This window comes from Mesorhizobium sp. WSM4816, from assembly GCF_055811535.1.
Window position 1 is genome coordinate 19,551 of the sequence record NZ_JBVVQR010000037.1, and the last position, 26,461, is coordinate 46,011.

General features: G+C 64.3%; 34 protein-coding genes. 29 read left to right on the top strand and 5 right to left on the bottom strand.

Going from position 1 to position 26,461, the window contains the following annotated elements:
- Positions 1 to 111 precede the first annotated feature (111 nt).
- Complete coding sequence (locus AC0L3H_RS27275) at positions 112 to 294, bottom strand: hypothetical protein (RefSeq protein WP_023798597.1); 183 nt, start codon at positions 292 to 294, stop codon at positions 112 to 114.
- A gap of 119 nt (positions 295 to 413) precedes the next feature.
- Positions 414 to 593, bottom strand: a complete 180-nt coding sequence (locus tag AC0L3H_RS27280; protein ID WP_473587523.1) for a hypothetical protein — start codon at positions 591 to 593, stop codon at positions 414 to 416.
- Between the two features lie 136 nt (positions 594 to 729).
- Here AC0L3H_RS27280 and AC0L3H_RS27285 point away from each other — a divergent pair, with 136 nt between their 5' ends.
- The 6 genes from AC0L3H_RS27285 (at position 730) to AC0L3H_RS27310 (ending at position 3,003) form a co-directional block, all read left to right on the top strand.
- Positions 730 to 1,539 carry an N-acetylmuramidase family protein gene (locus tag AC0L3H_RS27285; protein ID WP_473587524.1) on the top strand — a complete coding sequence of 270 codons (810 nt, stop codon included), beginning with the start codon at positions 730 to 732 and terminating at the stop codon, positions 1,537 to 1,539.
- Positions 1,536 to 1,754, top strand: a complete 219-nt coding sequence (locus AC0L3H_RS27290; protein WP_473587525.1) for a hypothetical protein — start codon at positions 1,536 to 1,538, stop codon at positions 1,752 to 1,754. The genes AC0L3H_RS27285 and AC0L3H_RS27290 overlap by 4 nt, the downstream gene beginning before the upstream one ends.
- A 1-nt stretch (position 1,755) precedes the next feature.
- Positions 1,756 to 2,016 carry a hypothetical protein gene (locus AC0L3H_RS27295; RefSeq protein WP_091599070.1) on the top strand — a complete coding sequence of 87 codons (261 nt, stop codon included), beginning with the start codon at positions 1,756 to 1,758 and terminating at the stop codon, positions 2,014 to 2,016.
- Complete coding sequence (locus tag AC0L3H_RS27300; protein ID WP_473587526.1) at positions 2,001 to 2,252, top strand: hypothetical protein; 252 nt, start codon at positions 2,001 to 2,003, stop codon at positions 2,250 to 2,252. Before AC0L3H_RS27295 ends, AC0L3H_RS27300 begins: the two co-directional genes overlap by 16 nt.
- Positions 2,231 to 2,587, top strand: coding sequence for a hypothetical protein (locus AC0L3H_RS27305; RefSeq protein WP_473587527.1), 357 nt, complete (start codon positions 2,231 to 2,233; stop codon positions 2,585 to 2,587). Before AC0L3H_RS27300 ends, AC0L3H_RS27305 begins: the two co-directional genes overlap by 22 nt.
- A 122-nt stretch (positions 2,588 to 2,709) precedes the next feature.
- A complete protein-coding gene (locus tag AC0L3H_RS27310) occupies positions 2,710 to 3,003 on the top strand; it encodes a hypothetical protein (protein ID WP_473587528.1) in 294 nt (97 codons plus the stop codon).
- Positions 3,004 to 3,272: 269 nt separating this feature from the next.
- Here AC0L3H_RS27310 and AC0L3H_RS27315 read toward each other — a convergent pair whose 3' ends face one another.
- Complete coding sequence (locus AC0L3H_RS27315) at positions 3,273 to 3,419, bottom strand: hypothetical protein (protein WP_091599075.1); 147 nt, start codon at positions 3,417 to 3,419, stop codon at positions 3,273 to 3,275.
- Positions 3,420 to 3,563: 144 nt separating this feature from the next.
- Here AC0L3H_RS27315 and AC0L3H_RS27320 point away from each other — a divergent pair, with 144 nt between their 5' ends.
- The 4 genes from AC0L3H_RS27320 (at position 3,564) to AC0L3H_RS27335 (ending at position 5,179) form a co-directional block, all read left to right on the top strand.
- Positions 3,564 to 3,887, top strand: a complete 324-nt coding sequence (locus AC0L3H_RS27320) for a hypothetical protein (RefSeq protein WP_473493755.1) — start codon at positions 3,564 to 3,566, stop codon at positions 3,885 to 3,887.
- A 317-nt stretch (positions 3,888 to 4,204) separates the two neighbouring features.
- Positions 4,205 to 4,504, top strand: coding sequence for a DUF1236 domain-containing protein (locus AC0L3H_RS27325; protein ID WP_473587529.1), 300 nt, complete (start codon positions 4,205 to 4,207; stop codon positions 4,502 to 4,504).
- Positions 4,505 to 4,608: 104 nt separating this feature from the next.
- Positions 4,609 to 4,908, top strand: coding sequence for a hypothetical protein (locus tag AC0L3H_RS27330; protein WP_236376817.1), 300 nt, complete (start codon positions 4,609 to 4,611; stop codon positions 4,906 to 4,908).
- Positions 4,909 to 4,945: 37 nt separating this feature from the next.
- A complete protein-coding gene (locus tag AC0L3H_RS27335) occupies positions 4,946 to 5,179 on the top strand; it encodes a DUF2934 domain-containing protein (protein WP_473587530.1) in 234 nt (77 codons plus the stop codon).
- A 163-nt stretch (positions 5,180 to 5,342) separates the two neighbouring features.
- Here AC0L3H_RS27335 and AC0L3H_RS27340 read toward each other — a convergent pair whose 3' ends face one another.
- A complete protein-coding gene (locus tag AC0L3H_RS27340; protein ID WP_473587531.1) occupies positions 5,343 to 5,681 on the bottom strand; it encodes a hypothetical protein in 339 nt (112 codons plus the stop codon).
- A gap of 295 nt (positions 5,682 to 5,976) precedes the next feature.
- Between AC0L3H_RS27340 and AC0L3H_RS27345 the strand changes: the two genes are divergently transcribed.
- The 9 genes from AC0L3H_RS27345 to AC0L3H_RS27385 all read left to right on the top strand — a co-directional run bounded on the left by AC0L3H_RS27345 (position 5,977) and on the right by AC0L3H_RS27385 (position 14,411).
- On the top strand, positions 5,977 to 6,702 hold the full coding sequence (locus AC0L3H_RS27345; RefSeq protein ID WP_473587532.1) for a GntR family transcriptional regulator: 726 nt from the start codon (positions 5,977 to 5,979) through the stop codon (positions 6,700 to 6,702).
- 2 nt (positions 6,703 to 6,704) lie between these two features.
- Complete coding sequence (locus AC0L3H_RS27350; protein WP_473587533.1) at positions 6,705 to 7,739, top strand: ADP-ribosylglycohydrolase family protein; 1,035 nt, start codon at positions 6,705 to 6,707, stop codon at positions 7,737 to 7,739.
- Positions 7,740 to 7,840: 101 nt separating this feature from the next.
- The gene (locus AC0L3H_RS27355) at positions 7,841 to 8,821 is read left to right on the top strand and encodes a PfkB family carbohydrate kinase (protein ID WP_473587534.1); all 981 of its coding nucleotides are present in this window, start codon (positions 7,841 to 7,843) and stop codon (positions 8,819 to 8,821) included.
- A 44-nt stretch (positions 8,822 to 8,865) separates the two neighbouring features.
- Positions 8,866 to 9,921 carry an ABC transporter substrate-binding protein gene (locus AC0L3H_RS27360; RefSeq protein ID WP_473587535.1) on the top strand — a complete coding sequence of 352 codons (1,056 nt, stop codon included), beginning with the start codon at positions 8,866 to 8,868 and terminating at the stop codon, positions 9,919 to 9,921.
- A 24-nt stretch (positions 9,922 to 9,945) separates the two neighbouring features.
- Positions 9,946 to 10,815: an ABC transporter permease gene (locus AC0L3H_RS27365; protein WP_473587536.1), complete on the top strand. Its 870-nt coding sequence runs from the start codon at positions 9,946 to 9,948 to the stop codon at positions 10,813 to 10,815.
- The gene (locus tag AC0L3H_RS27370; protein ID WP_473587537.1) at positions 10,815 to 11,603 is read left to right on the top strand and encodes an ABC transporter permease; all 789 of its coding nucleotides are present in this window, start codon (positions 10,815 to 10,817) and stop codon (positions 11,601 to 11,603) included. Before AC0L3H_RS27365 ends, AC0L3H_RS27370 begins: the two co-directional genes overlap by 1 nt.
- Positions 11,603 to 12,667 (top strand): ABC transporter ATP-binding protein, encoded by a 1,065-nt coding sequence (locus AC0L3H_RS27375; RefSeq protein WP_473587538.1) that lies wholly within the window; start codon positions 11,603 to 11,605, stop codon positions 12,665 to 12,667. Before AC0L3H_RS27370 ends, AC0L3H_RS27375 begins: the two co-directional genes overlap by 1 nt.
- 68 nt (positions 12,668 to 12,735) lie before the next feature.
- Positions 12,736 to 13,983 (top strand): aconitase X, encoded by a 1,248-nt coding sequence (locus AC0L3H_RS27380; RefSeq protein ID WP_473587539.1) that lies wholly within the window; start codon positions 12,736 to 12,738, stop codon positions 13,981 to 13,983.
- Positions 13,980 to 14,411, top strand: a complete 432-nt coding sequence (locus AC0L3H_RS27385) for an aconitase X swivel domain-containing protein (RefSeq protein ID WP_473587540.1) — start codon at positions 13,980 to 13,982, stop codon at positions 14,409 to 14,411. The genes AC0L3H_RS27380 and AC0L3H_RS27385 overlap by 4 nt, the downstream gene beginning before the upstream one ends.
- A gap of 27 nt (positions 14,412 to 14,438) precedes the next feature.
- On the opposite strand, the gene AC0L3H_RS27390 is transcribed toward AC0L3H_RS27385, so the two are convergent.
- A complete protein-coding gene (locus AC0L3H_RS27390; protein WP_473587541.1) occupies positions 14,439 to 15,470 on the bottom strand; it encodes a LacI family DNA-binding transcriptional regulator in 1,032 nt (343 codons plus the stop codon).
- A gap of 382 nt (positions 15,471 to 15,852) precedes the next feature.
- Here AC0L3H_RS27390 and AC0L3H_RS27395 point away from each other — a divergent pair, with 382 nt between their 5' ends.
- The 10 genes from AC0L3H_RS27395 to AC0L3H_RS27440 all read left to right on the top strand — a co-directional run bounded on the left by AC0L3H_RS27395 (position 15,853) and on the right by AC0L3H_RS27440 (position 26,458).
- Positions 15,853 to 17,466 (top strand): extracellular solute-binding protein, encoded by a 1,614-nt coding sequence (locus AC0L3H_RS27395; RefSeq protein WP_473587542.1) that lies wholly within the window; start codon positions 15,853 to 15,855, stop codon positions 17,464 to 17,466.
- A gap of 78 nt (positions 17,467 to 17,544) precedes the next feature.
- Positions 17,545 to 18,405: a carbohydrate ABC transporter permease gene (locus AC0L3H_RS27400; protein ID WP_287052730.1), complete on the top strand. Its 861-nt coding sequence runs from the start codon at positions 17,545 to 17,547 to the stop codon at positions 18,403 to 18,405.
- Positions 18,402 to 19,379 (top strand): carbohydrate ABC transporter permease, encoded by a 978-nt coding sequence (locus AC0L3H_RS27405; RefSeq protein WP_473587543.1) that lies wholly within the window; start codon positions 18,402 to 18,404, stop codon positions 19,377 to 19,379. The genes AC0L3H_RS27400 and AC0L3H_RS27405 overlap by 4 nt, the downstream gene beginning before the upstream one ends.
- A complete protein-coding gene (locus tag AC0L3H_RS27410) occupies positions 19,376 to 20,461 on the top strand; it encodes an ABC transporter ATP-binding protein (RefSeq protein ID WP_473587544.1) in 1,086 nt (361 codons plus the stop codon). Before AC0L3H_RS27405 ends, AC0L3H_RS27410 begins: the two co-directional genes overlap by 4 nt.
- 4 nt (positions 20,462 to 20,465) lie before the next feature.
- The gene (locus AC0L3H_RS27415) at positions 20,466 to 21,557 is read left to right on the top strand and encodes an ABC transporter ATP-binding protein (protein WP_473587545.1); all 1,092 of its coding nucleotides are present in this window, start codon (positions 20,466 to 20,468) and stop codon (positions 21,555 to 21,557) included.
- 50 nt (positions 21,558 to 21,607) lie between these two features.
- On the top strand, positions 21,608 to 22,705 hold the full coding sequence (locus AC0L3H_RS27420) for a Gfo/Idh/MocA family protein (RefSeq protein WP_473587560.1): 1,098 nt from the start codon (positions 21,608 to 21,610) through the stop codon (positions 22,703 to 22,705).
- A 26-nt stretch (positions 22,706 to 22,731) separates the two neighbouring features.
- Positions 22,732 to 23,646 carry a sugar phosphate isomerase/epimerase family protein gene (locus AC0L3H_RS27425; protein WP_473587546.1) on the top strand — a complete coding sequence of 305 codons (915 nt, stop codon included), beginning with the start codon at positions 22,732 to 22,734 and terminating at the stop codon, positions 23,644 to 23,646.
- 25 nt (positions 23,647 to 23,671) lie between these two features.
- Complete coding sequence (locus AC0L3H_RS27430; protein ID WP_473587547.1) at positions 23,672 to 24,613, top strand: sugar ABC transporter substrate-binding protein; 942 nt, start codon at positions 23,672 to 23,674, stop codon at positions 24,611 to 24,613.
- 61 nt (positions 24,614 to 24,674) lie between these two features.
- Positions 24,675 to 25,679 carry an ABC transporter permease gene (locus AC0L3H_RS27435; RefSeq protein WP_473587548.1) on the top strand — a complete coding sequence of 335 codons (1,005 nt, stop codon included), beginning with the start codon at positions 24,675 to 24,677 and terminating at the stop codon, positions 25,677 to 25,679.
- The gene (locus tag AC0L3H_RS27440) at positions 25,676 to 26,458 is read left to right on the top strand and encodes an ATP-binding cassette domain-containing protein (protein WP_473587561.1); all 783 of its coding nucleotides are present in this window, start codon (positions 25,676 to 25,678) and stop codon (positions 26,456 to 26,458) included. Before AC0L3H_RS27435 ends, AC0L3H_RS27440 begins: the two co-directional genes overlap by 4 nt.
- Positions 26,459 to 26,461: the final 3 nt, after the last annotated feature.

A 26,461-nucleotide genomic window follows, 5' to 3' on the forward strand; every position in this document is an offset into this window, starting at 1 on the left:
TGAGCGGGAGAATGGTGAATGGTGAATGGTAGTAGTGAGTAGTGAGTAGTGAGTAGTGAGTAGTGAGTAGTGAGTAGTGAGTAGAGCACCTTCTTCACTATTCACTATTCACTATTCACCCACTCCCTTTGGCGGGCGTCCGGACGGACGATCCGAAATGCTGCTCGGCCACCAGACGATGAAATAGTCTCCAAGCCGCCAGACCGGGACCTGGCGCTTCTGCTCGCGGCGACGCAGCTCGTCCTTTTTCTTGATCTTCAGTGTCCCGCCCGGAAGCCTGATCCTGATTGTCACGCGCCCTCCGCACCTGTTCCCATGGGGTATGAACGGTTCATGGGAGCAGTTTATTCCGGCTAAGCGGTTTCCATCCCGATGGCAAGACGGATCGAGCTGTTCTCAACTGGTCAATGCCGTCAGTTGAAGAAATTCGCCATGCCCTGGAAGGCCAGGAACGCATAGACGATCGGCCCGGCAATCAGCCCGCAATAGAGGCACAGGATCACCGCCAGCGCGACAAGCAGCGGCTTGTCGCGGCCGACCGCGCAGAGCTCGGCCGTCACCGTCCAGCGCGCCGTTCCTTCGTCTTGCGACATCGGCAAATCCCCACAGTTTGGGGCCATTTCACACAATCGCCTGCAAACATCAACCGGGCGCCTGCAAACATCAACCGGGCGCCTGCAAACATCAAGCTGGCGCCTGCAAACATCAACCTGGGAAAGGACCAAGACCATGGACATGACGTTCAAGGGCGCCGCCAGGCGCCTCGACGATCTCGATCTGCCAAAACTTGGCGCCAGCATCGGCGTCGGCGAAGACGAGATCCACGCCTTTCTCGATGTCGAAACCAGCGGGCATGGCTTCGACGCCCAGGGCCGGCCGGTGATCCTGTTCGAGCCGCATGTGTTTTACCGCAATCTCGCGGGCGCGGCTCGGGCAAAGGCGGTAGCGGCCGGCCTTGCCTATGCCAAATGGGGCGAAAAGCCTTATCCCCGCGACAGCTATCCGCGCCTGAAAGCCGCCTGCGCCATCGACGAGACGGCGGCGCTCAGATCGGCGTCATGGGGGCTCGGCCAGGTCCTCGGCGAGAATTTCAGGGCGGCCGGCTTCCCCACCGTGCAGGCGATGGTCGAAGCCATGATGGCGGACGAGGCGCTGCAGCTGGCGGCGGCTGTCAATTTCATCGCCGCCAACCGGCTCGACGGCAAATTGCGCAAGCATGACTGGGCCGGCTTCGCCAGGGGCTACAACGGCGCATCCTATGCGAAGAACGCCTACGATATCCGGCTTGCCGAGGCGTTCCGCAAATGGTCCGGGATCAGGGACACGCCGCCCGCTACGCAGCCTCCGGCGCCGGTTCCGATCCCGCAGCCGCCGCAACCGAAGGGTTTCACGCCCGCCAAGGCACAGCCGGGCAAAGCCGGAGTGCGGCGCGGACCGTTTTCCGGACCGTTTTCCGGATCGTTGTCCGGATTATGGGCCGCAGTGCTGGCTCCGTTGGTCGCCGCAATTCTCTCCCTGTTTCGAAAGGTAAAGCCATGACCTGGTTCAATACCAACGCCGCGCACAATCTGATCAATGTGCTGATCCTGCTGCTCACCGGCCTGGTCGGCTTCGACTGGACGCTGTTCGGCATCGACGCCGCCCTGGCGCTAAAAATCACCGGGGTGCTGGCCCTGCTTAAGATCCTGATCAATGTCGTGCGCGACGGCGTCGCCGGCCTCGTCAGAAACCAGCCTGCCGTGGAGGGCACTTGAGATGTGGGTGCTTTCCATGCTGGGCGCGCTCGCCGGCAACACGACGATCTTGGCGATTTTTGCCGCGCTCGTCGGCGGCATCGGCCTGTTTGTCGCCGGCGGTCGGGCCAACAAGGATGCGGCCAGGCGAGCGGCGGAAAAACTCGTTGCCGTCGAGGAGCGCCTCGAAATGGACCGCGAGGCGACCGATGCCGAACGCGCGGCGCGCGACCTGCCGGACGAAGCCGCACGGCGGGAGGCGATGCGATGGTCAAAGCGCTGATGCTGCTGCCCAATAGCCTGCTGTTTGGGTGCCTGTTGCCCAAGTGCCTGCTGTTTGGCGGCCTGCTGCTCGCCGGGTGCACAACGCCGGTTTCGCCGGCGCGCCAGGTCTGGTGCGACCACAACCAGCCGCGCCGTGCGTCCGCCGCCGTCGTCGCCGCCATGACGCGGCCGGAGCTCGACGAAATGAATGCCTACAACGGCAAGGGCGCCAGATGGTGCGGGTGGAAGCCATGATACAGGAACTTCTCGACGCGCTCGGCATCAAGGCGCCGGTGGTGGTCGCCGGCCTTTCCGGCGGGATTTTGCGAGCCCTGTCGCGCCACCGCTACAAGGTTCGCGAGATGGTGGCGTCGCCGATCTGCGGCGCGCTGGCGGCGGCCTACCTGACGCTCCCCGTGGTGCTCTATATCCGCGCCGGCCTGGCGATTCCAGCCAACGACGACACCACGACGCTGGCCGCGGCGTTTCTCATCGGCGTCTCGGCGATGTGGATCTCGGACATCGTCTTCGAGGTGGTGGTCAGGCGGTTCAAGCCGGAGAAGGAGGAGTGGCCCGAGAAGAAGGAGTGAGATCGCGGCTGTCTTGTTGCGCCGCAGTAGCACTCTTGCGGGAGACGCTGGTAAAGGTGGGGTGAAGGTGCGGAACCACGGGCGAAGCTGCGCGTTAGGCACGACCTTTGCGAGGATGCAGCATGCCAGCTCGCCCAATCGTCGCGACAGCCGCAGCGATCCTGATCGCCGCGACAAGCATGGCTCACGCCCGGCCGGATACGCGCGCCATGACATGCGAACAGACGCAGCTTCTGATCCAGAGCCGGCGCGCGGTGGTGCTGACCACCGGCCGCAACACCTATGACCGCTATGTCCGTCGGTTCGGCAATGAATGCGACTGGCCCGAAGTGCCTGTCGCCGCCTATGTCGGGACGCTTGACGGTCAATGCCGGGTCCATCGATGCGAGGAACCGGTGTTCGATTTCCCGGACTAGGAGTGCTGTTGCATGCAGAACCTTTGATCGCCGAGGGACAGCGCCCCCCTCTGTCCTGCCGGACATCTCCCCCACAAGGAGGGAGATTGGCCTTCATCAATGATTTCGCCAACCACCAACCTTGCAAAAAGGACGCTGTCCGCGAAGCTGCTAATCTCCCCCCAAGTGGGGGAGATGTCCGGCAGGACAGAGGGGGGCGCGAAGGATCGCTACAGAGCGCTTTATTCTGAACCGCCGCATTCTTCGGCTGATGCGACATATGGACCGCTCTAGAAGCCGAAGAACTGCCAGCCGATGAGGTAGCCAAGCGCGACGACCGCCAGGGGGAACAAGGCCGGCGCCAGCCGGCTCAGGGCGGAGTTGCTTGCCGGCTCCTTTGGAGCGCTTCTTTCGGCGTTTCCGAGGTTCTTGGTCATTCCGCTATAGTAGCAATCGCTGATTAACGATTCCCCAACATGCCGCGCCGGCGCGATGGAGCCGGGCGGCTTGCTGCAGGCGGGAACCAATCGCCGCCAACCGGCTTTGGCAAGGAGGCGATCGTTCGCGCGGAGGCGTTCGACATGAAACCTTTCGCATTGCTGCCAATCACGCTGCTCGGCGCACTGGCGTTGGCGGCGCCGGTTGCCGCCCAGGCGGATAACCAGACACAAGACCAGGCGCCTGCCGGCCACTGCCAGGCGCAGCCGCAGAACGGCCAGCAGCAGCCGCCGCCGCCCGTCAACAACGGTGACAGCAACAGCCTGACCGACACGCTTGACCCCTGCAACGGCGTGCTGCTGCCGCCGCCGACCGGCGATCAGGGCATGGCCGCACCGCCGCCGGACCAAGGCAGGACACCGGTGCTCAAGCCCGGCGAGGTCCCGGCGCAGCCGCCGAAACCATAGATTGGGGGCATTTGCCGGTCTCGCGCCTGACGTGCCGGCGCCGGCAGGGATTTTTTGCCGTAGGGAGCGGAACATTAGTTATCGCTGAATGTTCATTTCGAAGCAGTCGATATCACCCCCCTCCGGTATCGCTGCTGATCGGGCAAAACCGATCGGCCCGCGCGCTTGGGCGACCAAGATCGCGGGCCACTGCCAGCCAACGCGGCGATCAATTAGTCGCCGCTCACGGAACAAGACGGTTTCGTCAAACGTTGGCTTTTGGGCTGAGTCGTCCCGACTGTGGACAGCAGAGCCCGCAAACCAGACAGGAGAAGACGATGAAAATCCACCTTGTTCCTGCCGTCGCCGGGCTGGCTTTGCTGGCCGGTGTCGGCGTCGCCACCGCAGACCAGGTGATTATCACGCCCGCGCAGCAGACGGTCGTCCGCCAATATGTGGAGAGGCACCCGCTGGCGTCGATCAGCCTCCTGGGCGTGGAACTCAACGTCGGTTCCACCTTGCCCGACACGGTTGAACTTCACGAGGTTCCCGACGTCGAATACAGATACGTAGTCGTCGACGATCGCACCGTGCTGGTCGATCCCGGCACCCGCAGGATCGTGCAGGTCATCGACTGACCTTCACCCGCCGCTCTCCCGGGAAGACGCGGGAAGAGCGGCGGCTCGCCGGCAGGCAGCCGGCTGTCGATCGTCTTCGTGGCGGGACGGAAGGAGCCATTTCCATGTTGCCGCATGTCGAATCACGCGATGTGGCCGCATCCGTCGACAAGCTGCTTGCCGAACGGGGCTCTGCCCTGTTGTCGATGAAGGCGTTGATTGCAGCCGTGCGTGAGCAAACCGGAACCGAGCGCTCGGACGCGGATCTGGCGGGGCTGATCACCAAGAAGGCGGCACTCCTCGGGGTCGCGGTCCTGTCCGATTTGGGTGGACCAGACTCAGGCCGACCTGACTCAGGCCGACCCGACTCTGGCCGACCCGATCTGGGCCGAAGCCCCCAAGACGCCGGTCGAAAATTCAGCTAGAAGTTGTCGCTCACCGATTTGAGCCGAGGAGGCAACAGTGACTGATAACAGGCAGGAACGCATTCGCCGGCGGGCTCACGCGATCTGGGAGCAGGCCGGCCGGCCCGACGGCGCGCATCAGCAGCACTGGGACCAGGCCGCGGCCGAGATCGACGGTGGGGAAAGCCGACCCAAAGCCAAGACTGCTCGGCCAAAGGCGCCGGCTCGGCCGAAGGAGCCGGCGGCCGGCAAGGTGACCAGTTCAAAGACTGCCCGGCCGCGCAAGGGCTAGCCGCCATCTGATGTAGTGCTCTACGGCGCCCCCCTCTGTCCTGCCGGACACAGGACAGAGGGGGGCGCCTCGCTCTGCCATCGAAGGTTTCGCACATAACGCTTCGGCCGCGGGACGAAGCACTGTCCCGCGGCCGAAGCGCTGGTCCCGAAATCGATCTCGGCTACTGGCCGCAGTGCCTGTCGTTGACGGTGGGTGAAACCGTGCCGGGAGCCTTGTGCGTGGCATCAGGCATCGCGCCCTGCGGGCTTGGCGGGCAGTTCCGGTCGGCATTGGAATTCGTGCCGTCGGGGCCCGCAATGATGCTGCCGGTAATCCCGGTATCGACCGTATCCGGCTCAGCCAGGGTCGGATCGACCGGGGCCGGGTCGATGACGACGCTCCTGCCGCTGCCGGGAGCCATGCCAGCCTCTGTGTCGGCTGGGTCGGCTGTGCTCTGGGCCATGGCAGAGGTGGCCAGGCCGGCGACGAGCACGGACGCCGCGAGTAACTTCGTAAGCATGGTTTGCCTCCATTTGTCTCCATTTTTTCGGTCGTCGCCGCATCGCGACTACAGAAAAAACCGCTCGGGGGTGGTGAAGGTTCCCATAAAATTCCAGCCTGCGACGAGCCGTCGTGACCAGGAGGGGCCGTCGTGATCAGCAGGGCCCGTGGTGATCGGGAGGGCCGTCGCGACCAGCAGGGCAATCTTGCCCGGGATTCCGGGAACCCAAAGTGCGCCGGCCGCGAGCCGTTGACATGACTTGCCCTATCGCGCTATTGAACAGGACTATACAGGTTTACTGAACAGGTATTCCATGGCGCGTCGCACGACCCTGTCGTCTCCCGGAACCGGCAAGCCGGAACGGATCGCCACCGTCCTCGAGCACGAGATCCGCTCCGGCGTGCTCGGCTTCGGCGACCGCCTGCAGAGCGAGAACGAGCTTGGCCAGCGCTTCTCCGTCAGCCGCAACACCATCCGCAAGGGTCTCGAGGAATTGTCGAGCCGCGGACTGATCACCACCAAGGTCGGCATCGGCTCGTTCGTCACCTTCGACGGCATGCCGGTCGACGATGCCGTCGGCTGGTCGCGGGCACTGGCCAATGCCGGCGCCAATGCCGAGACGCGCACGCTCAGGCTCGAAGTCATGCAGGATGGCGAGCTCGCCGCCATGCTCGGCGTCGAAAGCCCGTTCTTCATCGCCGTCGACCGGGTGCGCTCAAACGCCGATGACGGCCACGCCATCTCGATCGAGCGCAGCCGCCTGCCGCTGTCGCCCGAACTGGAGGACGTGCCGCTGCGCGGCCTGCGCGAGGGATCGCTGCACCAGACGCTGCGCGGCGCGGGGCTTGTCCCCGATCACGGCGAGGAGTGGGTCGATATCGAGATGCTGAGCGCTAAGGACGCGGCCATTCTCGACTGCGCGCCGGGCGCGCCGTTCCTGCGCACGCTGCGCCTGACGCGCGCCGCCGACGGCCGCGCCATCGAATATGTCACCAGCCTGCTCAATCCGGCGCATTTCGCGCTTCACCTGGAGTTCTGAGCATGGAGATGGCCGCGGCGATCGACCGGGCGATGGGTGCGCTTGTCGGCGGGGCGCTGGGCGATGCGCTCGGCATGCCGACGCAGCTTTTGTCGCCGGCCCGCATCGCCGAGCTCTACGGTCCTGTCGAGGGTTTCGTCGCGCCCGCCGCCGACCATCCGGTGTCGAAGGGCCTGGCTGCCGGCACCGTCACCGACGACACCGAACAGGCGCTGCTGCTCGGCCGCATCCTGGTTGCTTCAGGCGACGGCTTCGACCACACGCGCTGGGTCAAGGCGCTGCTCGACTGGGAGCGCGAGGTCAAGGCGCGCGGCAGCTACGATCTGCTCGGACCGTCGACCAAGCGCGCCATCGACGCCATCAATGACGGCGTGCCGGCCGAGGAGGCAGGGCGCAGCGGCGACACCAATGGCGCGGCGATGCGCATCGCGCCGGTCGGCATCATGATGCCGCTGGAGCCGCTCGACGCGCTGGTCGCCAAGGTTGCGGAAACCTGCCGGGCGACGCACAACACCTCGATCGCCATTGCCGCGGCGGCTGCCGTTGCCGCTGCCGTCAGCTGTGGCGTTGCCGGCGGCGATTGGCGCGCCGCCTCGGATCGCGCGGTCGTGGCGGCAAGGCAGGGCGCAGAACGCGGTCATTGGACGACCGGCGGCGATATCGCCGCGCGCATCGACTGGGCGAGGGGCCTGGTTCGCGGCAAGGCCGTCACCGACGGCATCCGGCTGATCGTCGACCTGGTCGGCACCGGCGTCGCCAGCCAGGAATCGGTTCCGGCGGCCTTCGCGGTGCTGGAAATCGCCGGCGGCGATCCCTGGCAGGCGGCCGTCATCAGCGCCAATCTCGGCGGCGACACCGACACGATCGGCGCCATCGCGGCCGGCATGGCAGGCGCCTGCGCCGGCTTTCGCCGATTGCCAAGGGAATACATCGCCCAGCTCAAGGGCCTCGACATCGCGCAGGTGCGCGGGCTCGCCGCCGACCTGGTCGCGGCGCGGATGGCGAAAAGTGGTTCAGGCAAGGACGCGGCGGCATGAGCGGAGCTCAGCCTGACATGAGCGGAGCTCAGCCTGACATGAGCGGAGCTCAGCCTGACATGAGCGGAGCTGAGCCTGACATGAGCGGAGCTCAGCCTGACATGAGCCGGCGTCTTGTCCATGTCGGCAGCGCGGTGGTCGACCATGTCTACCGCATCGACGCCCTGCCTGAGCCCGGCACCGAAAAGACCGCATCGAGCTTTGCCCAGGTCGCCGGCGGCGGCTTCAACATGATGGTCGCGGCCAGCCGCACCGGCATGAAGGTCGTCTTCGGCGGCCAGCTCGGCAGCGGACCGAATGGCGACTTCCTGCGCGCCGCCTTTGCCGCCGAAGGCATCGCAACGCTGACCCCGCCATCGCCTGATATGGACAGCGGCAATTGCGTCGCCATGATCAGCGGTGACGCTGAGCGCACCTTCGTGTCATGGCCTGGCGCCGAGAGTGTGCTCAGCCTCGGCATGATGGCGCCTGTCCGCGTTGCGCCTGATGATTGGGTGTTCGCCTCCGGCTACACGCTGAGCTATCCCGGCAGCCGCGACGCGCTGGCCGACTGGATCGAGGCGCTGCCGGCGGAGATCGCCCTTGTCTTCGATCCGACGCCTGTCGTCTCGGACATTCCGCGCGCCATTCTCGACCGGGTGCTGGCGCGCACGAACTGGTTGAGCTGCAACACCGTCGAAGCGGCCGAGATCGCCGGCCGCGGCGATGTCGAGGCCATCGCCGCCCGGCTGCTGGCCAGCCACTGCCCGAGCGCCGAGGCGGTCGTCATCCGCGCCGGAGCAAAAGGTTGTTTCGTGCGGCTGGCGGATGGCGGCGCCAAGGCCATACAAGGTTTCAACGTCGCCGCCGTCGATACCAACGGCGCCGGCGACACCCATATCGGCGCCTTCGTCAGCGCGCTGTCGCGCGGCGTGCCGCCGTTCGAAGCGGCGGGCTACGCCAATGCGGCGGCAGCGCTCTCGGTCACCCGCCATGGCGGGTCGTCGGCGCCGACCGCCCACGAGATCCAGGCATTCCTCAGCCATGACGATCGATCCGCGCATGGCGGCAGGCAAGAGGCCCATTTCCGACAGCAAAAATGACTTAAACAAGCTCGCCAACCGGGCAAACAATGAGAGGAACGAACATGCGCATGCCCAAACTGACTGCTTTTCTGACGGCAACCGCCGTCTTCGCTTCCGCACTGGTCGCCAGCGCCGACGAGGTGCATGTGCTCAACTGGAAGGGCTACGGCGCCGACGAGCCTTGGGCCATTGCCGCCTTCGAGAAGGCGACCGGCAACAAGGTCGTCAACGACTTTTTCAATTCCGAACAGGAAATGCTGACCAAGCTCAGGACCAATCCCGGGCTCTACGACGTTGTCATGATCAACGCCGCCTTCAACGACCAGGCGATGGCGGAAAAGCTGATCCAGCCGATCGACGTCTCGAAAATCCCCAACTATGCCGACATCAGCGCGGACAAGGCAGGCTCGCCGATGCTCGCCCGCGACGGCAAGGTCTATGGCGTGCCATGGGTGTGGGGCTTGACTGCGCTCGCCATCAACGAGAAAGCCTTCGAGACGCCGCCGACCAGCATCGCCGAGATGTGGAACGAGGCGCATAAGGGCCGCGTCACCATCCGCGACGACGCGGTCGAGGCGGTCCAGTTCGGCGCCATCGCCACCGGCCAGAACATCAACGACATCAAGGATATGGAAGCTGTCAAGGCGAAGCTGACCTCGCTGATGCCGCAGATCAAGACGTTCTGGAGTTCGGAAAACGACTGGAACCAGGTGGTCGCCTCCAATCAGATCGACATCGGCACTTATTGGAGCGGCTCGGCCGACCGCGCCAAGACGCATTTCAAGCTGCCGGTCTCGCTGGTCATTCCCAGGGAAGGCGCCGTCGCCTGGCTCGACGCCTTTTCCATTCCGGTCGGCGCCAAGAATGTCGCCGGCGCCGAGGCCTTCATCAACACCATGATCGACCCGAAGTTCTACGTCGAATGGGTCACCAAGGTCGGCGCGCCGGTGTCGGCCAACGCCAAGGCGGTCGCCGCCCTTCCCGAAGACGCCTTCAACCGCAAGGTGATGGGCGACCCCGACGTCGCCAAGCGCATCCAGTTCCAGGCGCCGATCAGCGACGCGCAGCGCGAGGCTTATCTGGCGCTGTGGCAGGAACTGAAGGTCAATGTGAAATAGCGGAAAGCTTTTCGGGAGGAGCATATGGCAGGACAGGTCGCGACCGGTGCGAGGAGCGGATTGCGATCGGCTTTGCCCCTGCTTGTGCCCGCCTATCTCTGGCTGACGGTGGCGATCTTCTTGCCGCTGTCGGCCATGGTGTTCTTCTCCTTCATGACCGAGCTGCCGCTGTCGGGAAAGGCGTGGTCGTTCACGCTGGACAATTATGCCACCTTCTTTGCGCAAGGCCTCTACCGGACGCTGCTGCTGGCCTCGCTCAGGCTCGGGCTCGAGGTGACGCTGTGGTGCGTCGTCATCGGCTATCCGGCGGCCTATGTGCTGGCCAAGGTGTTTAGGGGACGCAGCCGCGAGGCGATCTTCCTGCTCGTCATCCTGCCGTTCTGGTCGAACGGGCTGGTGCGCATCTTCTCCTGGGCGATGGTGCTGCGCGAAGGCGGCATTCTCGACACCGCACTCAACGCCGTGCTGCCGTTCAAGATCAACATCGACCTGATGTATTCCTATCCGGCCGTCATCATCGGCCTGGTCCACTCCTACGTGCCCTACATGGTGCTGACCTGTTATCTGACGCTGCAGGCCATCGACGATTCGCTGATCGAGGCGGGCCGCTCGCTCGGCGCCTCGCGGCTGCAGATGCTGAAACGGGTGATCATTCCGCTGTCGATGCCGGGGCTGGTCGCCGGAGCGGCGCTGATCTTCGTTCCCGTCGTCGGCTCCTTCATGGAACCGCGTATCCTCGGTGGCCGCACCGGCACTTTCTACGGCACGATCATCGAGGACCAGTTCGTCGCCGTGTTCAACTGGCCGCTGGGTGCGGCGCTGTCCTTCATCCTGCTGGCCGTCGTGCTGGTCATCCTGGCATTGGCGTCGCCGGTGTTGAAGAGGGCCGCGTGATGGCGACGACGCGTATCCTGGAATGGTGTGGGCGCCTCTACATCTGGCTGCTGCTCGCCTTCCTCTACCTCCCGATCATCATCATGGCGCTGATGTCGTTCAACGTCTCGCCCTTCTACCAGTTGCCGTTCGAATGGACGACCGAGTGGTACGCGTCGTTGTGGCAGAACGACCAGCTGATCTCGGCCACCTGGAACAGCATGGAGATCGCCATCATCACCACCATCATCGCCACGGTGCTCGGCTCGGCGGCATCGCTGGCGCTCTATCGCCATGAATTTCGCGGCAAGAAAGTCCTGCAAGCGCTGCTGTTTCCACCGATCGCCATTCCGTGGCTGATCACCGGCACGGCGATGCTGATCTTCTTCTTCGGCGTCGGCATCGGGCGGGGGCTGTTCGCGATCCTGCTCGGCCATGTGGCGCTGGCGCTGCCCTATGTCATCGTCGTCGTCTCGGCCCGGCTGCAGACCTTTGCGCCGGAGCTGGAAGAGGCGGCGCGATCGCTCGGCGCCAACCAGTGGCAGGTGACTTCGCGGGTGACGCTGCCCTGGATCATGCCGGGCGTCATCGCCGGCGGGCTGTTCGCCTTCGCCGTGTCGTTCGACCAGTTCGTGGTCTCGTACTTCCTGTCGACGCCGGGCCAGACGACCTTGCCGGTCGAGATCTACGCCGCGATCCGCAAGGGTTTCACGCCGGAGATCAATGCCGTCTCGACGATCATCATCGTCGTCTCGATGGCGCTGATGCTGCTCACGGCAAAATTCTTCAAATTCGGCGGAGAGAAATAATGGCCGGCGTGCAGGTAGCGAATTTGTCGCGCAATTTTGGCGCGCACAAGGCGCTGGACGATGTCTCGATCGATTTCGCCGACGGCGGTTTCTATGCGCTGCTCGGGCCGTCGGGCAGCGGCAAGACCACGCTCCTGCGCCAGATCGCCGGCTTCGATTTCCCCGACACCGGCCGCATCGCGATCGGCGGCGAGAGCGTCGAGCGGGTGCCGGTCGAGAAGCGGCGCATCGGCATGGTGTTCCAGAACTATGCGCTGTTTCCCAACATGAGCGTCGCCGACAATGTCGCCTTCGGCCTGTCGGTGCGCGGGCAAGCCAAGGCAACGATAGCCAGCGAGGTGCAGCGCGCGCTCGACCTGGTGCAACTCGGCAAGCTCGGCGGCCGCCGCCCGCACCAGCTGTCGGGCGGCCAGCGCCAGCGCGTCGCGCTCGCCCGCGCCATCGTCACCAAGCCGCGCGTGCTTCTGCTCGACGAGCCGCTCGGCGCGCTCGACAAGGCGCTGCGCGTCGACATGCAGATCGAGCTGAAACGCATCCAGCGCGAGATCGGCATCACCACCATCTTCGTCACCCACGACCAGGAAGAAGCGCTGACGATGAGCGACCGCATCGGCATCCTGCGTGACGGCAGGCTGGTGCAGGAGGGGCCGCCCGAGGAGATCTACGATAGGCCGAAGAGCGAGTTCGCCGCCACCTTCCTCGGCGACGCCAACATTTTTCGCGGCGAGACCACCGGCGCCGGCATCCGGCTGCCGGACGGCACGGCGATCGCCGCCGCGGCAGGCGCGACGCTTGCCGCCGGCGACAGGGCCAGCTGCGCGGTGCGGCCCGAACGCATCCGCATTGCTACCGATTCAGGGACGTCCGATCCGAACGCCAATATGCTGCGCGGCCAGGTATCCAAGCGCATCTTCGCCGGCAGCAACAGCACCTATTTCGTCGATCGCGACGGGCAAACGCTCAAGGTCATCGTGCAGAACACCGGCGTTGAAAGGTTGGCGGAGGGGCAAGAAGTGGTGCTGCGCTGGTCGCCGGAGAGCACGGTGCTGATCGCGGCCGGCTAGTAAAAGCTGGCGATCCGTCCCACCTGTCCCGCTGTCTGTCGAGCAAAATGGGGCGCCGGAGCATGCCGATGACGCTTGAACTCAGTGCGGGCGACCAGTCGATGCTCGACGGCGAGCACGGCCCGGCCGTGGCCGCAGCGATGAAGATACTGGTCGCCTTTTCCAACGCCGTCGGCGCGCGCAAATTGTTGGACATTGCCGGGGCGCATATCGACGGCTGCCTCTATCACGGCCAGGCCAGCCTCGATTTCGTCGAAAGGCTGGTCGAGGGCGGCGGCCGCGTTCGGGTGCCGACGACACTCAATGTCGGTTCCTTCGACCTCATCCATCCCGGGCTGGTGAAGATGCCGCCGGCGCAAGAAGTGCCGGCGCGGCGGCTGATGAAGGCGCATCTAAAACTCGGCTGCCAGGCGACCTTCACCTGCGCGCCCTATCAGACGCGGTTCCGGCCGGGCTTTGGCGAGCAGATCGCCTGGGGCGAGTCCAACGCCATCGTCTTTGCCAATTCGGTGATCGGCGCGCGCACCAATCGCTATGGCGATTTCATCGATCTGTGCTGCGCGATGACCGGGCGCGCGCCGGCCTGGGGACTGCATCTCAGCGAAAACCGGCGCGGCCAGATCCTGTTCGAGCTGAGCGGTTCTTTCGAACCTGCCGATGCCCTGTTCGTCGGCGTCGGGCTTATTGTCGGTCAAAGGAGCGGCGACCGTATTCCTGTGATATCGGGCCTGCCGCAGCCGCGCGACGAGGATCAGTTGAAGGCGCTTGGCGCGGCGGCGGCAACGACGGGTGCAGTGGCGCTGTTTCATGCGGTCGGCATCACGCCGGAAGCAAGGACGCTCGACGAGGCATTTCGCGGCGTGGCGCCGGAAGCGACGATCCGGATCTGTCGTGCCGACATCGACCAGGCGCTGGCGAAACTGTCGAGCGTCCCCGACGGCGCGCCGCTTGCAGCGGTGTCGCTCGGCACGCCGCATTTTTCCCATGACGAGTGGATGCGCCTGCTGGCGATGCTGCGCGAGGTGGTACCGGGCAGGGGCATCCCGATCTACGTCAACACCGGGCGCGCCACTTTCAAGAGATTGCAGGACGAGGGCGAGCTGAATGATGCGCAAAAGTTCAACCTCATTCCGGTTACGGATACCTGCACCTATGTCACCTCTGTGCTCGAGCGTCTCGACGGCGTGGTGATGACCAATTCCGGCAAATGGGCGCATTACGCGCCGGGCAATATCGGCGTGTCGGTGGCCTTCGGCGACCTGGAAGACTGCGTTCGCTCGGCCGCTGCCGGGCGCGTCGTGCGAGGCGCGCGATGAGCCAACAGGACAGTCGAGCGCTGAACAGAGTTGGCACGTTCCAGCATGCAGGCGAGGCGCAGGGATCGGCGCTGGTATTGTTGGATGCGCTCAGCTTCTGGGGTGGCGTCGATGCCGAAACGGGCGACATCATCGATCGGTCGCACCCGGGCGGCAACGTCGCCGGCAAGATCCTGGTGATGGCATCCGGGCGGGGGTCGTCGTCCTCGTCGTCGGTCCTGGCAGAGGCGATCCGCCGGGGCACGGCGCCGGCCGGCATCATCCTGCAGCGGCCCGATCCGATCCTGGCCGTCGGCGCCATCGTCGCCGAGTTCCTCTACGAAATCAGCATGCCGCTGGTCGTCTGCGACATATCGGGCATTGTCTCCGGCGACCGGATCGCGATCGGCATGGCTGAGGGCGCGCAAGCGATGGTGAGCAGAATCTAGGCCCGTGTTGACAGTGCCACAGGCCGTTCAGATCTCCGGGATGCTCTCCCTAAAAATCACCTGCAGCCTCGGCTGGTGGAGTTCGTAGGGCAAGCCCCTGATCGCGTGGGTCAAGGTGTTGAGCGCTTCGCGGGCCTCGACGCGCGGGTTCTGGTCGATCACTGCATCGAGCGTGCCGTCGAGCAAAAGCTCCTTGGTGCCTTCCGTCACTTCATGGCCGAGAAACACGGTCGACAGCGCCCGCCCTCGCTCCTTGAGCGCGCGGGCGATGCCGGTGTTGCCGGCGCCGACATTGTAGATCGCGGCCAGGTCCGGATGCCGGTCCAGCAGGGCGGAGGCCTCCGCATAGGCCTTTTCCCGGTCGTCGAGCATCTCGCGCATCTCGACGATCTGCAGATTGGGCGATTCTTCCGTCAATATGTGGCGGAACCCCATCTCGCGTTCCTCATGGCCGCGATAGGAGAGCGAGCCGGCGAACAGCGCGACCTTGCCCGGACGCTCAGCGCCCATGAAGCGGTTGAGCAGATAGCCGGCGAGCCGGCCGGCGGCGCGGTTGTCGATGCCGATATAGGCGACCCTCGGCACGTGCAGGATGTCGGACGCTATGGTGACGACATTGACGCCGCTGGCCGACAGCGAACGGATCGCCTCGCGGACCGTCGGGTGATCGAGCGCGATGACGCCGACGCCCTGCGTCTGGCCGCGCAATTCCTGCAGCAGGCGGGCCAGCCGGTCGGGATTGAAGCCTTCGATCGTGGCGACGCGAACATCGAGGTCTGGCCGCGATTGCGCCTGCGTCTCGATGTGCCGGTGCAGCATCTTGATGAAGGAATTGGTGCCGGCGGGCAGGGCGAAGTCGAGCCGTATGACATCACCGGACAGCGCGTGGCGCGGGGTCGGGCTGTTCGAATTCTCAGCGATGTAGCCCAGCCGCTGCGCTGTCTCCAGCACGACCTCGCGGGTGCGCGCCCTGACCCCGGCGCGGTTGTTGAGCACACGATCGACCGTCGCGGCTGAAACGCCGGCTTCCCGGGCTATGTCTGTCAGGGTGGACCGCACAGTCGATCACCTCACTGCTTGCGCGCTACCGCGCATCAAAATCGCGCGCTCAATGGTTCGAATGCCGGACGACTGCTTCATGCCATCCGCGATTCTGATGGGAAATGATGTATCCGGCCTTAGCCGATGCGCAAGCCGGCGCTACACCAAATCGTCGAGCCGCGCCGAAACGGTCGGTGCTGCGCACGATGGCCCTCAAACTCAGGCCCCTCAAATTCAAGCAGCGATTGCGGCGTGATGATCTCGGTCGACTGCATTTTCCCTCTCTTTGCGATGTTATGAGTTGTTTTGAGTATTTATGATGTTGACAGCCTTCCCATACTGCCGTCAATATCCATCATGAGGGCCGTGGAGGAACAAGGCCCCCGAGGGAGGAGTTCCAATGTCTGATATGATCCGCATGTCGCGGCGCCGTCTGCTGGCGTCCGGTGGAAAGGCGGCCGTGCTTGTTGCCGCCGCAGGTATCGCGCCGAAATTCATCCGCCCCAGCCGCGCCTATGCGGCCGATGCGCTGGCGCCGGGCATGATCGGCGGCCCGACCGGCTTCGACGGCTCGGAGCGCTATCAGTATGGTCCCGACACGCCGGAAGGCCGCGCCATCGAGGCGGCCAAGGCGATGAGGGGGGCCGGCAAGGCGCCGGCCAAGATCGTGCTTGGCCTGTCCGACGGCTCGATCGGCCAGCTGACGCAGCCATTTCCCGCCGGCGCGCCCTCGATCAAGGATCTGTGGGAGAAAGAAACCGGCATTCCGCTCGAGATCGTCGGCGTATCGAACGGCCAGGAATTCACCAAGACGATGCAGGACATCTCCACCAAGGGTGGGGCCTATGACATCTACGCGGTGGAATGGAACCGTCTCGGCGATCTCGCCGAAACCGGCGGCATCCTGAAGCTCGACGACTTCGTCGCCCAGTACAAGCCGGAATGGGACGACCCCGAGCGCGGCTATGTCGACGGCGCCAAGGGCGTCTCGCTGCTCAACCAGTATCGCGGCTCGACCTATGGCGTGTCGCTGGACGGCGATTTCCAGACCTGGGTCTATCGCACCGATCTGTTCGGCGACGCGGCCGAGAAGAAGGCCTTCTCCGACAAGCATGGCTATGAACTGGCGCCGCCGAAGACCTGGAAGCAGCATGACGAGATCGCCGCCTTCTTCCATCGCCCGGACAAGGGTCTGTTCGGTTCGACCGATCTGCGCAACCAGGGCTGGGGCTACACCAATTGGTATCAGCGTTATGTTTCAATGGCTTCGCCCAATCAGTTCCTGTTCGACGATACCGGCAGGCCGCTGATCAATTCGCAGCAAGGCATTGCCGCTGTTAACGAGTACATCGCCTCGCTGGTCCATCATTCGCCGGACGCGATCTCGTGGGGCTGGCCGGAGCAGTACGGCAATTTTGCCAAGGGCGGCGCCGCGATGACCTGCGCCTTCTCCAACCTGCCGAAATTTTTGGACAATGCCGGCAACAAGGATTCAGCTGTCACCGGCAAGATCGGCTCGATGCTGCCGCCCGGCCGCGAGATCGACGGCAAGCTGATCAGCCGCTCGGTGCTGTGGCTCAATCTGTCGGCCTCGGTCTCGTCGCAGGCCAAGAACCCGGAGGCCTGCTACCTGTTCCTGCAGTGGCTGGGTTCGAGCCGTATCTATGCCTGGATGACCGCCAATCCGGGCGGCTATTTCGATCCGTTCCGGTTGTCGGATTTCTCCGACCCGCTGGTCCGCCAGACCTATCACGCCTACCACATGGATGTGGTGCGCGAGACGGTCGCCCGCACCGTCCCGACCATCAACTATCCCGGCGCCACCGCCTTCCACAACGCGCTGGACGAGAACCTCGTCGCCGCACTGACCAAGGCCAAGACCGCCGAGCAGGCGATGGCCGACACCGAGGTCGAATGGAAGAAGATCGCCCGCCGCACCGGCGAGGAGAAGCTTCTCGAAGCCATCAAGACCAACAAGGAGGCCTGGCCCACCGTTCTCGATCCGGTCAGCTGATCCTCCTCCCAGGATCCGAATGGAGGCGAGGAGTTTGCGCTTCGCCCCCGCAAACGACGGTACCAGCAAAGCTGCAAGATGAAGCGTTCCGTTCCCTTCGAAATATTCCGCTATGCAGCGATCCTTGCTGCCATCGCGGTGACGCTGGTGCCGATCCTGTGGATGGTGTCGATGGCCTTCAAGCCGATCGCCGAATGGTCGGCGACCGGCGCCGAGCTGACCTGGTGGCCGAAGGATCCGACGCTCAGCAATTTCCGCTTTGTCTTCGGTGAATCGACCAACAACCTGATCGTCGCGCTCGACCGCACCGCCCTGAAGCCGATCCTGTCGTCGCTGCTGTCGGCCACCTTCGGAACGGCGATCGCCATGTCGGCGGGCACCGCGGCGGCCTACGGGCTGTCGCGCTTCGGCTCTGGCCAGAACCTGCCGCTGGCGCTGATCCAGCTCCGCCTGTTTCCGCCGATGGCGGTGATGACCCCGGTGATGATCATGTGGGCCTTCCTCAACTTCACCGACAGCTGGTGGGGGCTGTCGCTGATCTACGGCATCGTCACGCTGCCCTTTGCGTTCTGGCTGATGAAGACCTTCTTCGACGACATGCCGCGCGAGATCGAGGAAGCGGCGCTGGTCGAGGGCTGCTCGCGGCTGCGCGTCTTCACCCGCATCACGCTGCCGATGATGCGCGCGCCGCTGGCCAGTGCCGCGCTGTTCGTCTTCATCCTCAACTGGTCGGACTATCTGATCGCGCTGCTCCTGACGACGCGCGAATGGGTGACGGTACCGGTCTACATGGCCTCGCTGTCGTCCTCGATGACCGGGCAGCTCTATGGCGCCAAGGCAGCTCTCGGCCTGATCGCCGCGGTGCCGCCTGTCATCATGGGTATCGCCATCCAGCGCCATCTGGTGCGCGGGCTGACCTTCGGGGCGCTCAAGCAATGAGCGCCGCGACTGCCGCAATTTCGGAGCAGGCCCCCATCCCGGAGGACAACAGCCACGCGGCCCACGCAAACCCGGCTTTGCGTGATGAAGGGGCAAAGCTCGGTTTCCGGCTGACCTTGCCGGCGCAGATACTGGTGCTGTTCATCGCGGTCTTCCCGCTCTTGATGCAGCTGTATATCAGCCTGACCGACTGGTCGCCGCTGTCGGGACTCGGCTGGTGGAGCGCTTGGTCGCTGTGGAACAATTTTGCCAACTACACCGACCTTGCCGCCGACGCTCGGTTCTGGAGCGCGTTGAACCGCACCGCCATCGTCATGATCGTCTGCGTGCCGGCGGAATTCCTGCTCGGCCTGGCGCTCGCCACGCTGTTTGCCGACGAGTTTCCGGGCAAGCGGATCTTTTATTCGATCCTGCTGATGCCGATGATGGTGGTGCCGGCGGTGGCCGGCTACATGTTCTTCATGCTGTTCCAGTCGGGCGGCCCGGTCAACGACATCCTGTCGGCGCTATCAGGCTTTCCCGTCACCATCGCCTGGCTGTCGGACCCGACGCTGGCGCTCATCGCCGTCATGGTCGCCGATATCTGGCAGTGGACGCCGCTGATGTTCCTCATCCTGCTTGCCGGCCTGGTCGGCGTGCCCGAAGACCAGATCAAGGCGGCGACGCTGCTCGGCGCCAATCCCTGGCAGCGCTTCGTCACCATCGTGCTGCCGAAGATGAAGACGATCATCATCATCGCGCTGGCGATCCGGGTGATCGAGAACTTCAAGATCTTCGACACGCTCTACATCATGACCGGCGGCGGCCCCGGCGTCGCCACCGAAACCATCTCCGTCTATATCTACAAGCTCACCACCCAGGACCTGATCTGGGGCTATGTCGCGGCGATCGCGCTGGCCATATTGATCGTGCTGTCCATAGCCGCGGTGTTTGCCATGAAGCGCATGGCCCGGGCACGCGAGGTGACGGCATGAGCGCCATCCACCTGCAGAACCTGGTCAAGAAGTTCGGCGACTTCACCGCGCTGAAGACGATGGATCTTGCCATCGCCGACGGCGAGTTCATGGCGCTGCTCGGGCCGTCGGGCTGCGGCAAGTCGACGACGATGAACATGATCGCCGGCATGGAAGAGCCGAGCAGCGGCAAGATCCTGTTCGGCGAGCGCGACATGGAAGGCGTGCCGATGGGCCGGCGTGGCGTCGGCTTCGTCTTCCAGAACTACGCGATCTTCACCCACATGAGCGTGCGGCAGAACCTCGCCTACGGCCCCAAAATGCGCGGCGCGCCAAAGGCCGAGATCGACCGCCGCGTCGGCGCGATTGCCGAGATGCTGCAGCTGACGCCGCTGCTCGACCGCAAAGCCGACCGGCTGTCAGTCAACATATTGCAGCGGGTGGCGATCGGCCGCTCGGCGATCATGGAGCCGGCGATCTTCCTGCTCGACGAGCCGCTGTCCAATGTCGATGCCGCCTTCCGGGCGGTGATGCGGACCGAGCTGAAGCAGCTGCAGCGGCAGTTCCGACAGACCATGGTCTATGTCACCCACGACCAGCTCGAAGCGATGACCATGGCCGACCGCATCGCGGTGATGGACCACGGCGTGCTGCAGCAAGTCGGCACGCCGTTAGAGGTCTACAACAATCCGGCCAACGTTTTCGTCGCCGGCTTCATCGGCGCGCCGGGCATGAACCTGCTGAGGGGCAGGCCGGCGGAAAGCGACCGGGGCCCGGTCATCGACCTCGGCCCGCTCGGTGTCACGCCGCCGCTGCCGGACAATCTCGCCGCGGCGGTGAGGGCCGCGCGCGGAGATGTGCTCTACGGCTTTCGGCCGGAGCAGGTGATTCTCTCAGACCGCGGCCTGTCGATGCAGGTAACGTTCGTCGAGCGCATCGGCGCGCGCACCATCGTCCATCTCGGCCAGGGCGAGAGCGCGGTGAAGGCGGTGTTCGACAATGATGTCGGGCTGGCGATCGGGCAGACAGCAGTCGTCGCGCCGGCCCAGGCGTCGGTGCGCGTGTTCGATGCCGCCACCGGCCTTGCCATGAAGGCGGGCTGAGACCATGGCCGATATCGTCTTCCGCAATGTGACGAAACGCTATGGCGACACGCTCGCCGTCGACGACGCCTCGTTCACTGTCAACGACAATGAGTTCTTCTGCTTCTTCGGCCCGCCGCTATCCGGCAAATCGACGATACTGCGCCTGGTGCTCGGACTGGAAACCCCCGATAGTGGCGAGATCCTGATCGGCGGCCGGCCGGTCAATACGGTGTCGCCAGCCGAGCGCAATGTCGCCATGGTGTTCCAGAACCTTGCGCTGTTTCCGCATATGAGCGCGCGCGACAATGTCCGCTTTCCCCTGGTCGAACGCCGGGTCGCCGAGGCCGATATCGTAAAACGTGTCGATGACGTCGCGGCCAAGCTGCATATCGGTCACATCCTGCACAAGCCGCCGGCGCAGCTTTCGGGCGGCGAGCGGCAGCGCGTGGCGATCGCTCGGGCACTGGTGCGCGACCCCAATGCCTATCTGATGGACGATCCGATCTCGGCGCTCGACGCCAGGCTTCGCGAGGAGACTCGCGTCGAGCTGAAGCGCATCCAGCGCGAGCTCGGCAAGACGCTGATTTATGTCACGCACGACCAGGAAGAGGCGATGTCTGTCGCCGACCGCATCGCCATTCTGGAAAACGGCAGGATCAGGCAGACCGGCGCGCCGGCCGAGATCTATGATCGGCCGGCCAGCACCTATGTCGCGCGGCTGCTCGGTTCGCCGATGATGAACATCTTGAAGTCGGTGCGCGGCGCGGAAGGCATGGAGGCGGCCGAAGGCACGATCCGCATCGCGGACAAGGCCGCGCCGGCCGATGCCGTCGAGATTGGGCTCAGGCCGGAAGACATCAAGGTCCGGCCCTGGCAGGATGGGGAAATATCGGATGATGGAATGTCGGTTGGGCGCGCGGGCCGCCCGGCGCGAGTGTTCGAGGTCGAGCCGCTCGGCGGCTACACCGTCGTGACACTCGCCGCCGGGCAGGCGCGTCTGCGGGCAATGCTGCGCGGCCAGCCCGATATCGGGCCGGACGCGATGGTGGCGATATCCTGCGAGCCGGGCAGGGTGCATTATTTTGGGCAAAGCGGGGCAGCGCTGGCACGATGACAGCGGTTCTAAGAAACGAGCTTCGGGAGGATCAGGTGGCTGGCGAAGGAATAGCGGGCAAGGACTTCGAGCCGGACGTTAAAGTCCGCACCAGGGAATACAGGATCGGCTGCGTCGGCGCCGGCATGATCATGGCCGAATGTCACCTTGCGGCCTACCAGGAAGCTGGTTTTCCCGTGGTGGCGATCGCCTCCAGGACCAAGGCCAGCGCCGAGAAAGTCGCCAGGCGCTGGGAGATCCCGACCGTTCACGACACGCCGGAACAATTGATCGAGGACAAAAATGTCGAGATCATCGACCTTGCGTTTCCGCCGGACCAGCAGCCGGCACTGATCCGCCATGCGCTGAAGCAGCAGCATATCAAGGCAATCCTGGCGCAAAAGCCGCTGGCGCTGTCGCTCGATGAAGCGGTCAAACTGCGCGACGAGGCGGCCAGGGCCGGCAAGATCCTCTCGGTCAACCAGAACATGCGCTACGACCAGTCGATGCGGGTGCTGAAGCAGATCATCGACAGCGGCGCGCTCGGTGACATCGTCTTCGCGCAGATCGACATGCATGCGATCCCGCACTGGCAGACGTTTCTCGAGGACTACGACCGGCTGACGCTCGCCAATATGAGCGTCCACCATCTCGATGTGCTGCGTTTTCTGTTCGGCGATCCCGACGAGATCACCACGCTGACGCGCAAGGATCCGCGCACGCGCTTCGACCATTCCGACGGCATCACAGTTTCGACGCTGCGGTTTCCGTCCGGCGTGCTCGCCGTGTCGCTGGAGGATGTCTGGTCCGGCCCTCGCCAGGACGGCTACAAGGACGACCAGCACATCAACTGGCGCGTCGACGGCACCAAGGGCGTCGCCAAGGGCACGATAGGCTGGCCGACGGGTTCGGCCTCGACGCTGACCTATGCCTCGACCGAGACCACCGGCGGCGAATGGGTCACTCCCAACTGGAGCACGATGTGGTTCCCGCACGCCTTCATCGGCGTGATGGAGCAACTCCAGCATGCGGTCAAGACGGGTGAGCGGCCGGCACTTTCCGTCGCCGACAACGTCAATACCATGGCGCTGATCGAAGCCGGCTATCGCTCGATCGACGAGCGCCGCACGGTCAAGCTGTCCGAAATCTCGATAAACCCAATCAACTGAATCGCTTACAGGGAGGATTTCACATCATGATGCAGGCAGGTATCTTCACGGGCTATTTCCCGTACGGCCTCAAGGAAACCGCGCAGAAGATCCGTGCGCTCGATTTCAACACGGTGCAGCTCGACCTGCATTTCAGGGATATCGACCTGTCGGCCGGGCAGATCACCAAGGAAAAGGCCAGGACGGTTCGCGACACCTTCCGCGACCACAACCTGCCGGTGTGCTGCGTGTCGGGCTATACCAACATCATTCATCCGGACATCGGCGAGCGCGAGAGGCGCGTCGGCTATCTCAAGGAGATCATCCGCAATGCGCGCGAATTCGGCACGCCTTACGTGATCTCGGAGACCGGCACCTACAACACCGAATCCGACTGGGTGCACCATCCCAAGAACAAGACCGAGGAAGGTTTTGAGGAATGCCGCAAGATCATCGCCGACCTTGCCCAGACCGCCTACGACCACGGCGCGGTCTTCCTGCTCGAAACCTACGTCAACAATGTCGTCGGCTCGGTCGAGGAGACGGTGAAGATGTTCGCGCAGGTCGATCATCCCGGCCTCGGCCTGTTGATGGATCCGACCAACTATTTCGAAACCCATAACATCGACAGGATGGATCAGATCCTGAACCAGGTATTCGACACCCTGACCGACAAGATCAAAATAGCCCACGCCAAGGACGTCAAGCGCTCGGGCGGCGACAAGTCGGAGAAGCACGCCGATATCGGCGACGAGGACGCGCTGGAAAGCCACACTTTTCGCGGTGTCGGCGAGATCGAGCTGCCGGCGCCCGGCCTCGGTTCGCTGAACTACGACCTCTATCTCAAGCGGCTGTCCGAAAAGCACCCGAACATCCCGGTCATCATCGAGCACCTTTCGGAGGACGACGTGCCGCGCGCCAAGAAATTCCTCGACGAGAAATTCCGCGCCAACGGACTGTGACGGCCACAACAAAGGGAGGAAGAGAATGTTGAAATTCGTATCGAAAATCGCGGCTGCGGCGACCGTGTTCGCCGGTGTTGCACTGGCTGCACCGGCGCTGGCGCAGGATGCTCAGAAGACGTTCTACCTGCTGTCGCATGGCGGCCCGTCGGACGCCTTCTGGATCGACTGGAATGCCGGCGCGACCAAGGCCTGCGACCAGCTCAAGGTGACCTGCAAGATCTCGTTCAGCGGTGGCGACATGGCGGCGCAGAAGGAGGCCTTCAACTCCGCACTTGCCGCCAAGCCGGACGGCATCGCCACCACCTCGGCGCAGCCCGGCCTGTGGACCGAGGAGGTCAAGGCAGTCAAGGCGGCTGGCATCCCGATCGTGTTCTTCAACACCGACGATCCGGCAACCGGCCGGCAGGCCTATGTCGGCGCCGACCTCAGGGAAGCCGGCGTCATCTGGGCGAAATATCTGGTCGACCACAAGATGGTGAAGCGGGGCGACAAGGTGTTCCTGCCGGTCGAGGTGCCGGGCGCCAGCTATCAGCAGCTCGAGACCGAAGGCATCGCCAGCGTCTTCGATCCGCTCGGCATCAAGTACGACGTGGTCGATTGCGGCACCGATCCGGCCGGCATCATCGCCAAGATGACCGACTACATGGTCGCCAACAATCCGCCGGCAATCATCGCGCTCGGCGATTCCGTGGCGGCCAGCGTCAAGCGGGTGTTCGACGGCGCCGGCGTGCCGGCTGGTAAGATCCCGGTCGTCGGCTGGGGCAATTCCAGGGAAACCGCCGAAGCCGTCAAGACCGGCTTCGTCAACGCGGCTGCCTGGCAGTTCCCGTCGGCGCAGGGCTTCATGCCGGTGGCGCTGCTCGGGCTTGCCGCCGCGGGCGAACCGATCGGCTACGATATCCACACTTTCAGCCTCTACGACGCATCGAGCGTCGAACCGATCCTGAAACTCTACGACAAGTGATTGAAACTGACGCCCGCTGCGCAGGCGGCGGGCGTCAAGCTGAGATATGGTCCAAGCAGTCATGACTATCGCCGCAGAACAGGAAATGCCGCGCTCCAAACGCAGGTCGAGCCTGATCCGCTCGCCGCAATTCTCTTCGCTCGTCATCCTGATTGTCTTGCTGGCGGTGTTCGCGATCGCCGATGCGAACTTCCTGTCGCCGCTCAACATCTCCAACATGATGGCGTTCCTGCCCGAACTCGGCATCATCGCGCTCGGCATGACGCTGCTTCTGACGGCGGGCGAATTCGACCTTTCGGTCGGCGCCGTGTTCGGCCTTGCGCCGGTCGTCGTCATGCTGCTGGTGCAGAACGGCGGGTTTGATATCGGCATCGCGCTGCTTGCCGGCCTGCTGCTCTGCATAGCGATCGGCGCCATCAACGGGCTGATCGTCACCAAGATCGGTATCTCCTCCTTCCTGGTGACGCTGTCGATGCTGCTCGTCGTGCGAGGGGCGGCGCTCTACATCACGCAAGGCTTTCCGCTGAAATCCTGGGACCAGCCTGGCTTTTTCGTGACACTGCTGGCCGGCAGCTTCAATATCGGAACGTTCCGTTTCTATACCTCGCTGTGGTGGTTCATCGGCCTGTCGCTGCTGGCGATCTACGTGCTGCACTACGCCAAGCTCGGCAACTGGATCAGCGCCATCGGTTCGAACCGCAACGCTGCGGTTGCGCGCGGCGTGCCGGCCGATGCGGTCAAGGTCTGGCTGTTCATCCTGACCTCAGTGCTGGCGGGCCTGGCCGGCATGATCAGTGCGTTCCGCATCTCGGCCGCCTCGCCGGTAGCCGGCACCGGATACGAGCTCGAAGTGATCGCCATGGTGGTGGTCGGAGGCACGGCGCTGACCGGCGGGCGCGGCACCATCCTGGGCACCATCGTCGGCGCGCTGATGCTGCGCAGCATCCGCAACGGCATCGTGCTGATCGGCGTGCCCGGCCTCGCCTACAATATCTTCGTCGGCGTCATCATCCTTGCCATGCTCATCCTGCACGCTTTGCTGCAGAAGAACGCCGCCAGGAGCTGACCATGGAAGTGCTTCGGCTGCACAATCTGCAAAAATCCTTCGGCAGCGTCCGCGCGCTGAAGAGCGCCTCCTTCACGCTCAACGAGGGCGAGGTGGTGGCCTTGCTCGGCGACAACGGCGCCGGCAAATCCACGTTGATCAAGGCGATCTCCGGCGTCTTCCCCGTCGACCGCGGCGACATCTATGTGCGCGGCCTAAAAGTCTCGATCCGCTCGACGCGCGACGCCATGGATCTCGGCATCGAGACCATTCACCAGGACACGTCGCTGGCGCCGGACCTGAGCATCGCGCGCAACCTCTTTCTCGGTCGCGAGCCGGTCAATCTGAAATGGCTGGGCGTGTTCGCGCCGCTCGACCTCGCCAAATTGCGCGATGCCGCGTCGGCGCTGCTGAAGCGCGTCGGCATCTCGAAAAAACTCGACGCCGATGCGCTGGTCAGCACATTGTCGGGCGGTGAGCGCCAGTCGATCGCCATTTCGCGGGCCATGCAGTTCGCCGCCAAGGTCATCATCCTCGACGAGCCGACCAACAATCTCGGCGTCGAGGAAACGCACGGCGTGCTGCGCTTCGTCAAGGAGGTGCGCGCCGCCGGCCATTCGGTTCTGCTGATCACCCACAACATCCATCACGTCTTCCAGGTCGCCGACCGCATCATCGTCATGCGCCGCGGCGAGATCGTCGCCGAGCAGACAGTCGCTGATACCGACCTGCTGACGGTGGAGAGCATCATCACCGGCGCCGACATGTCGGCCCTGCTCAAGGAGACGAGGGCGAAGTGAAGG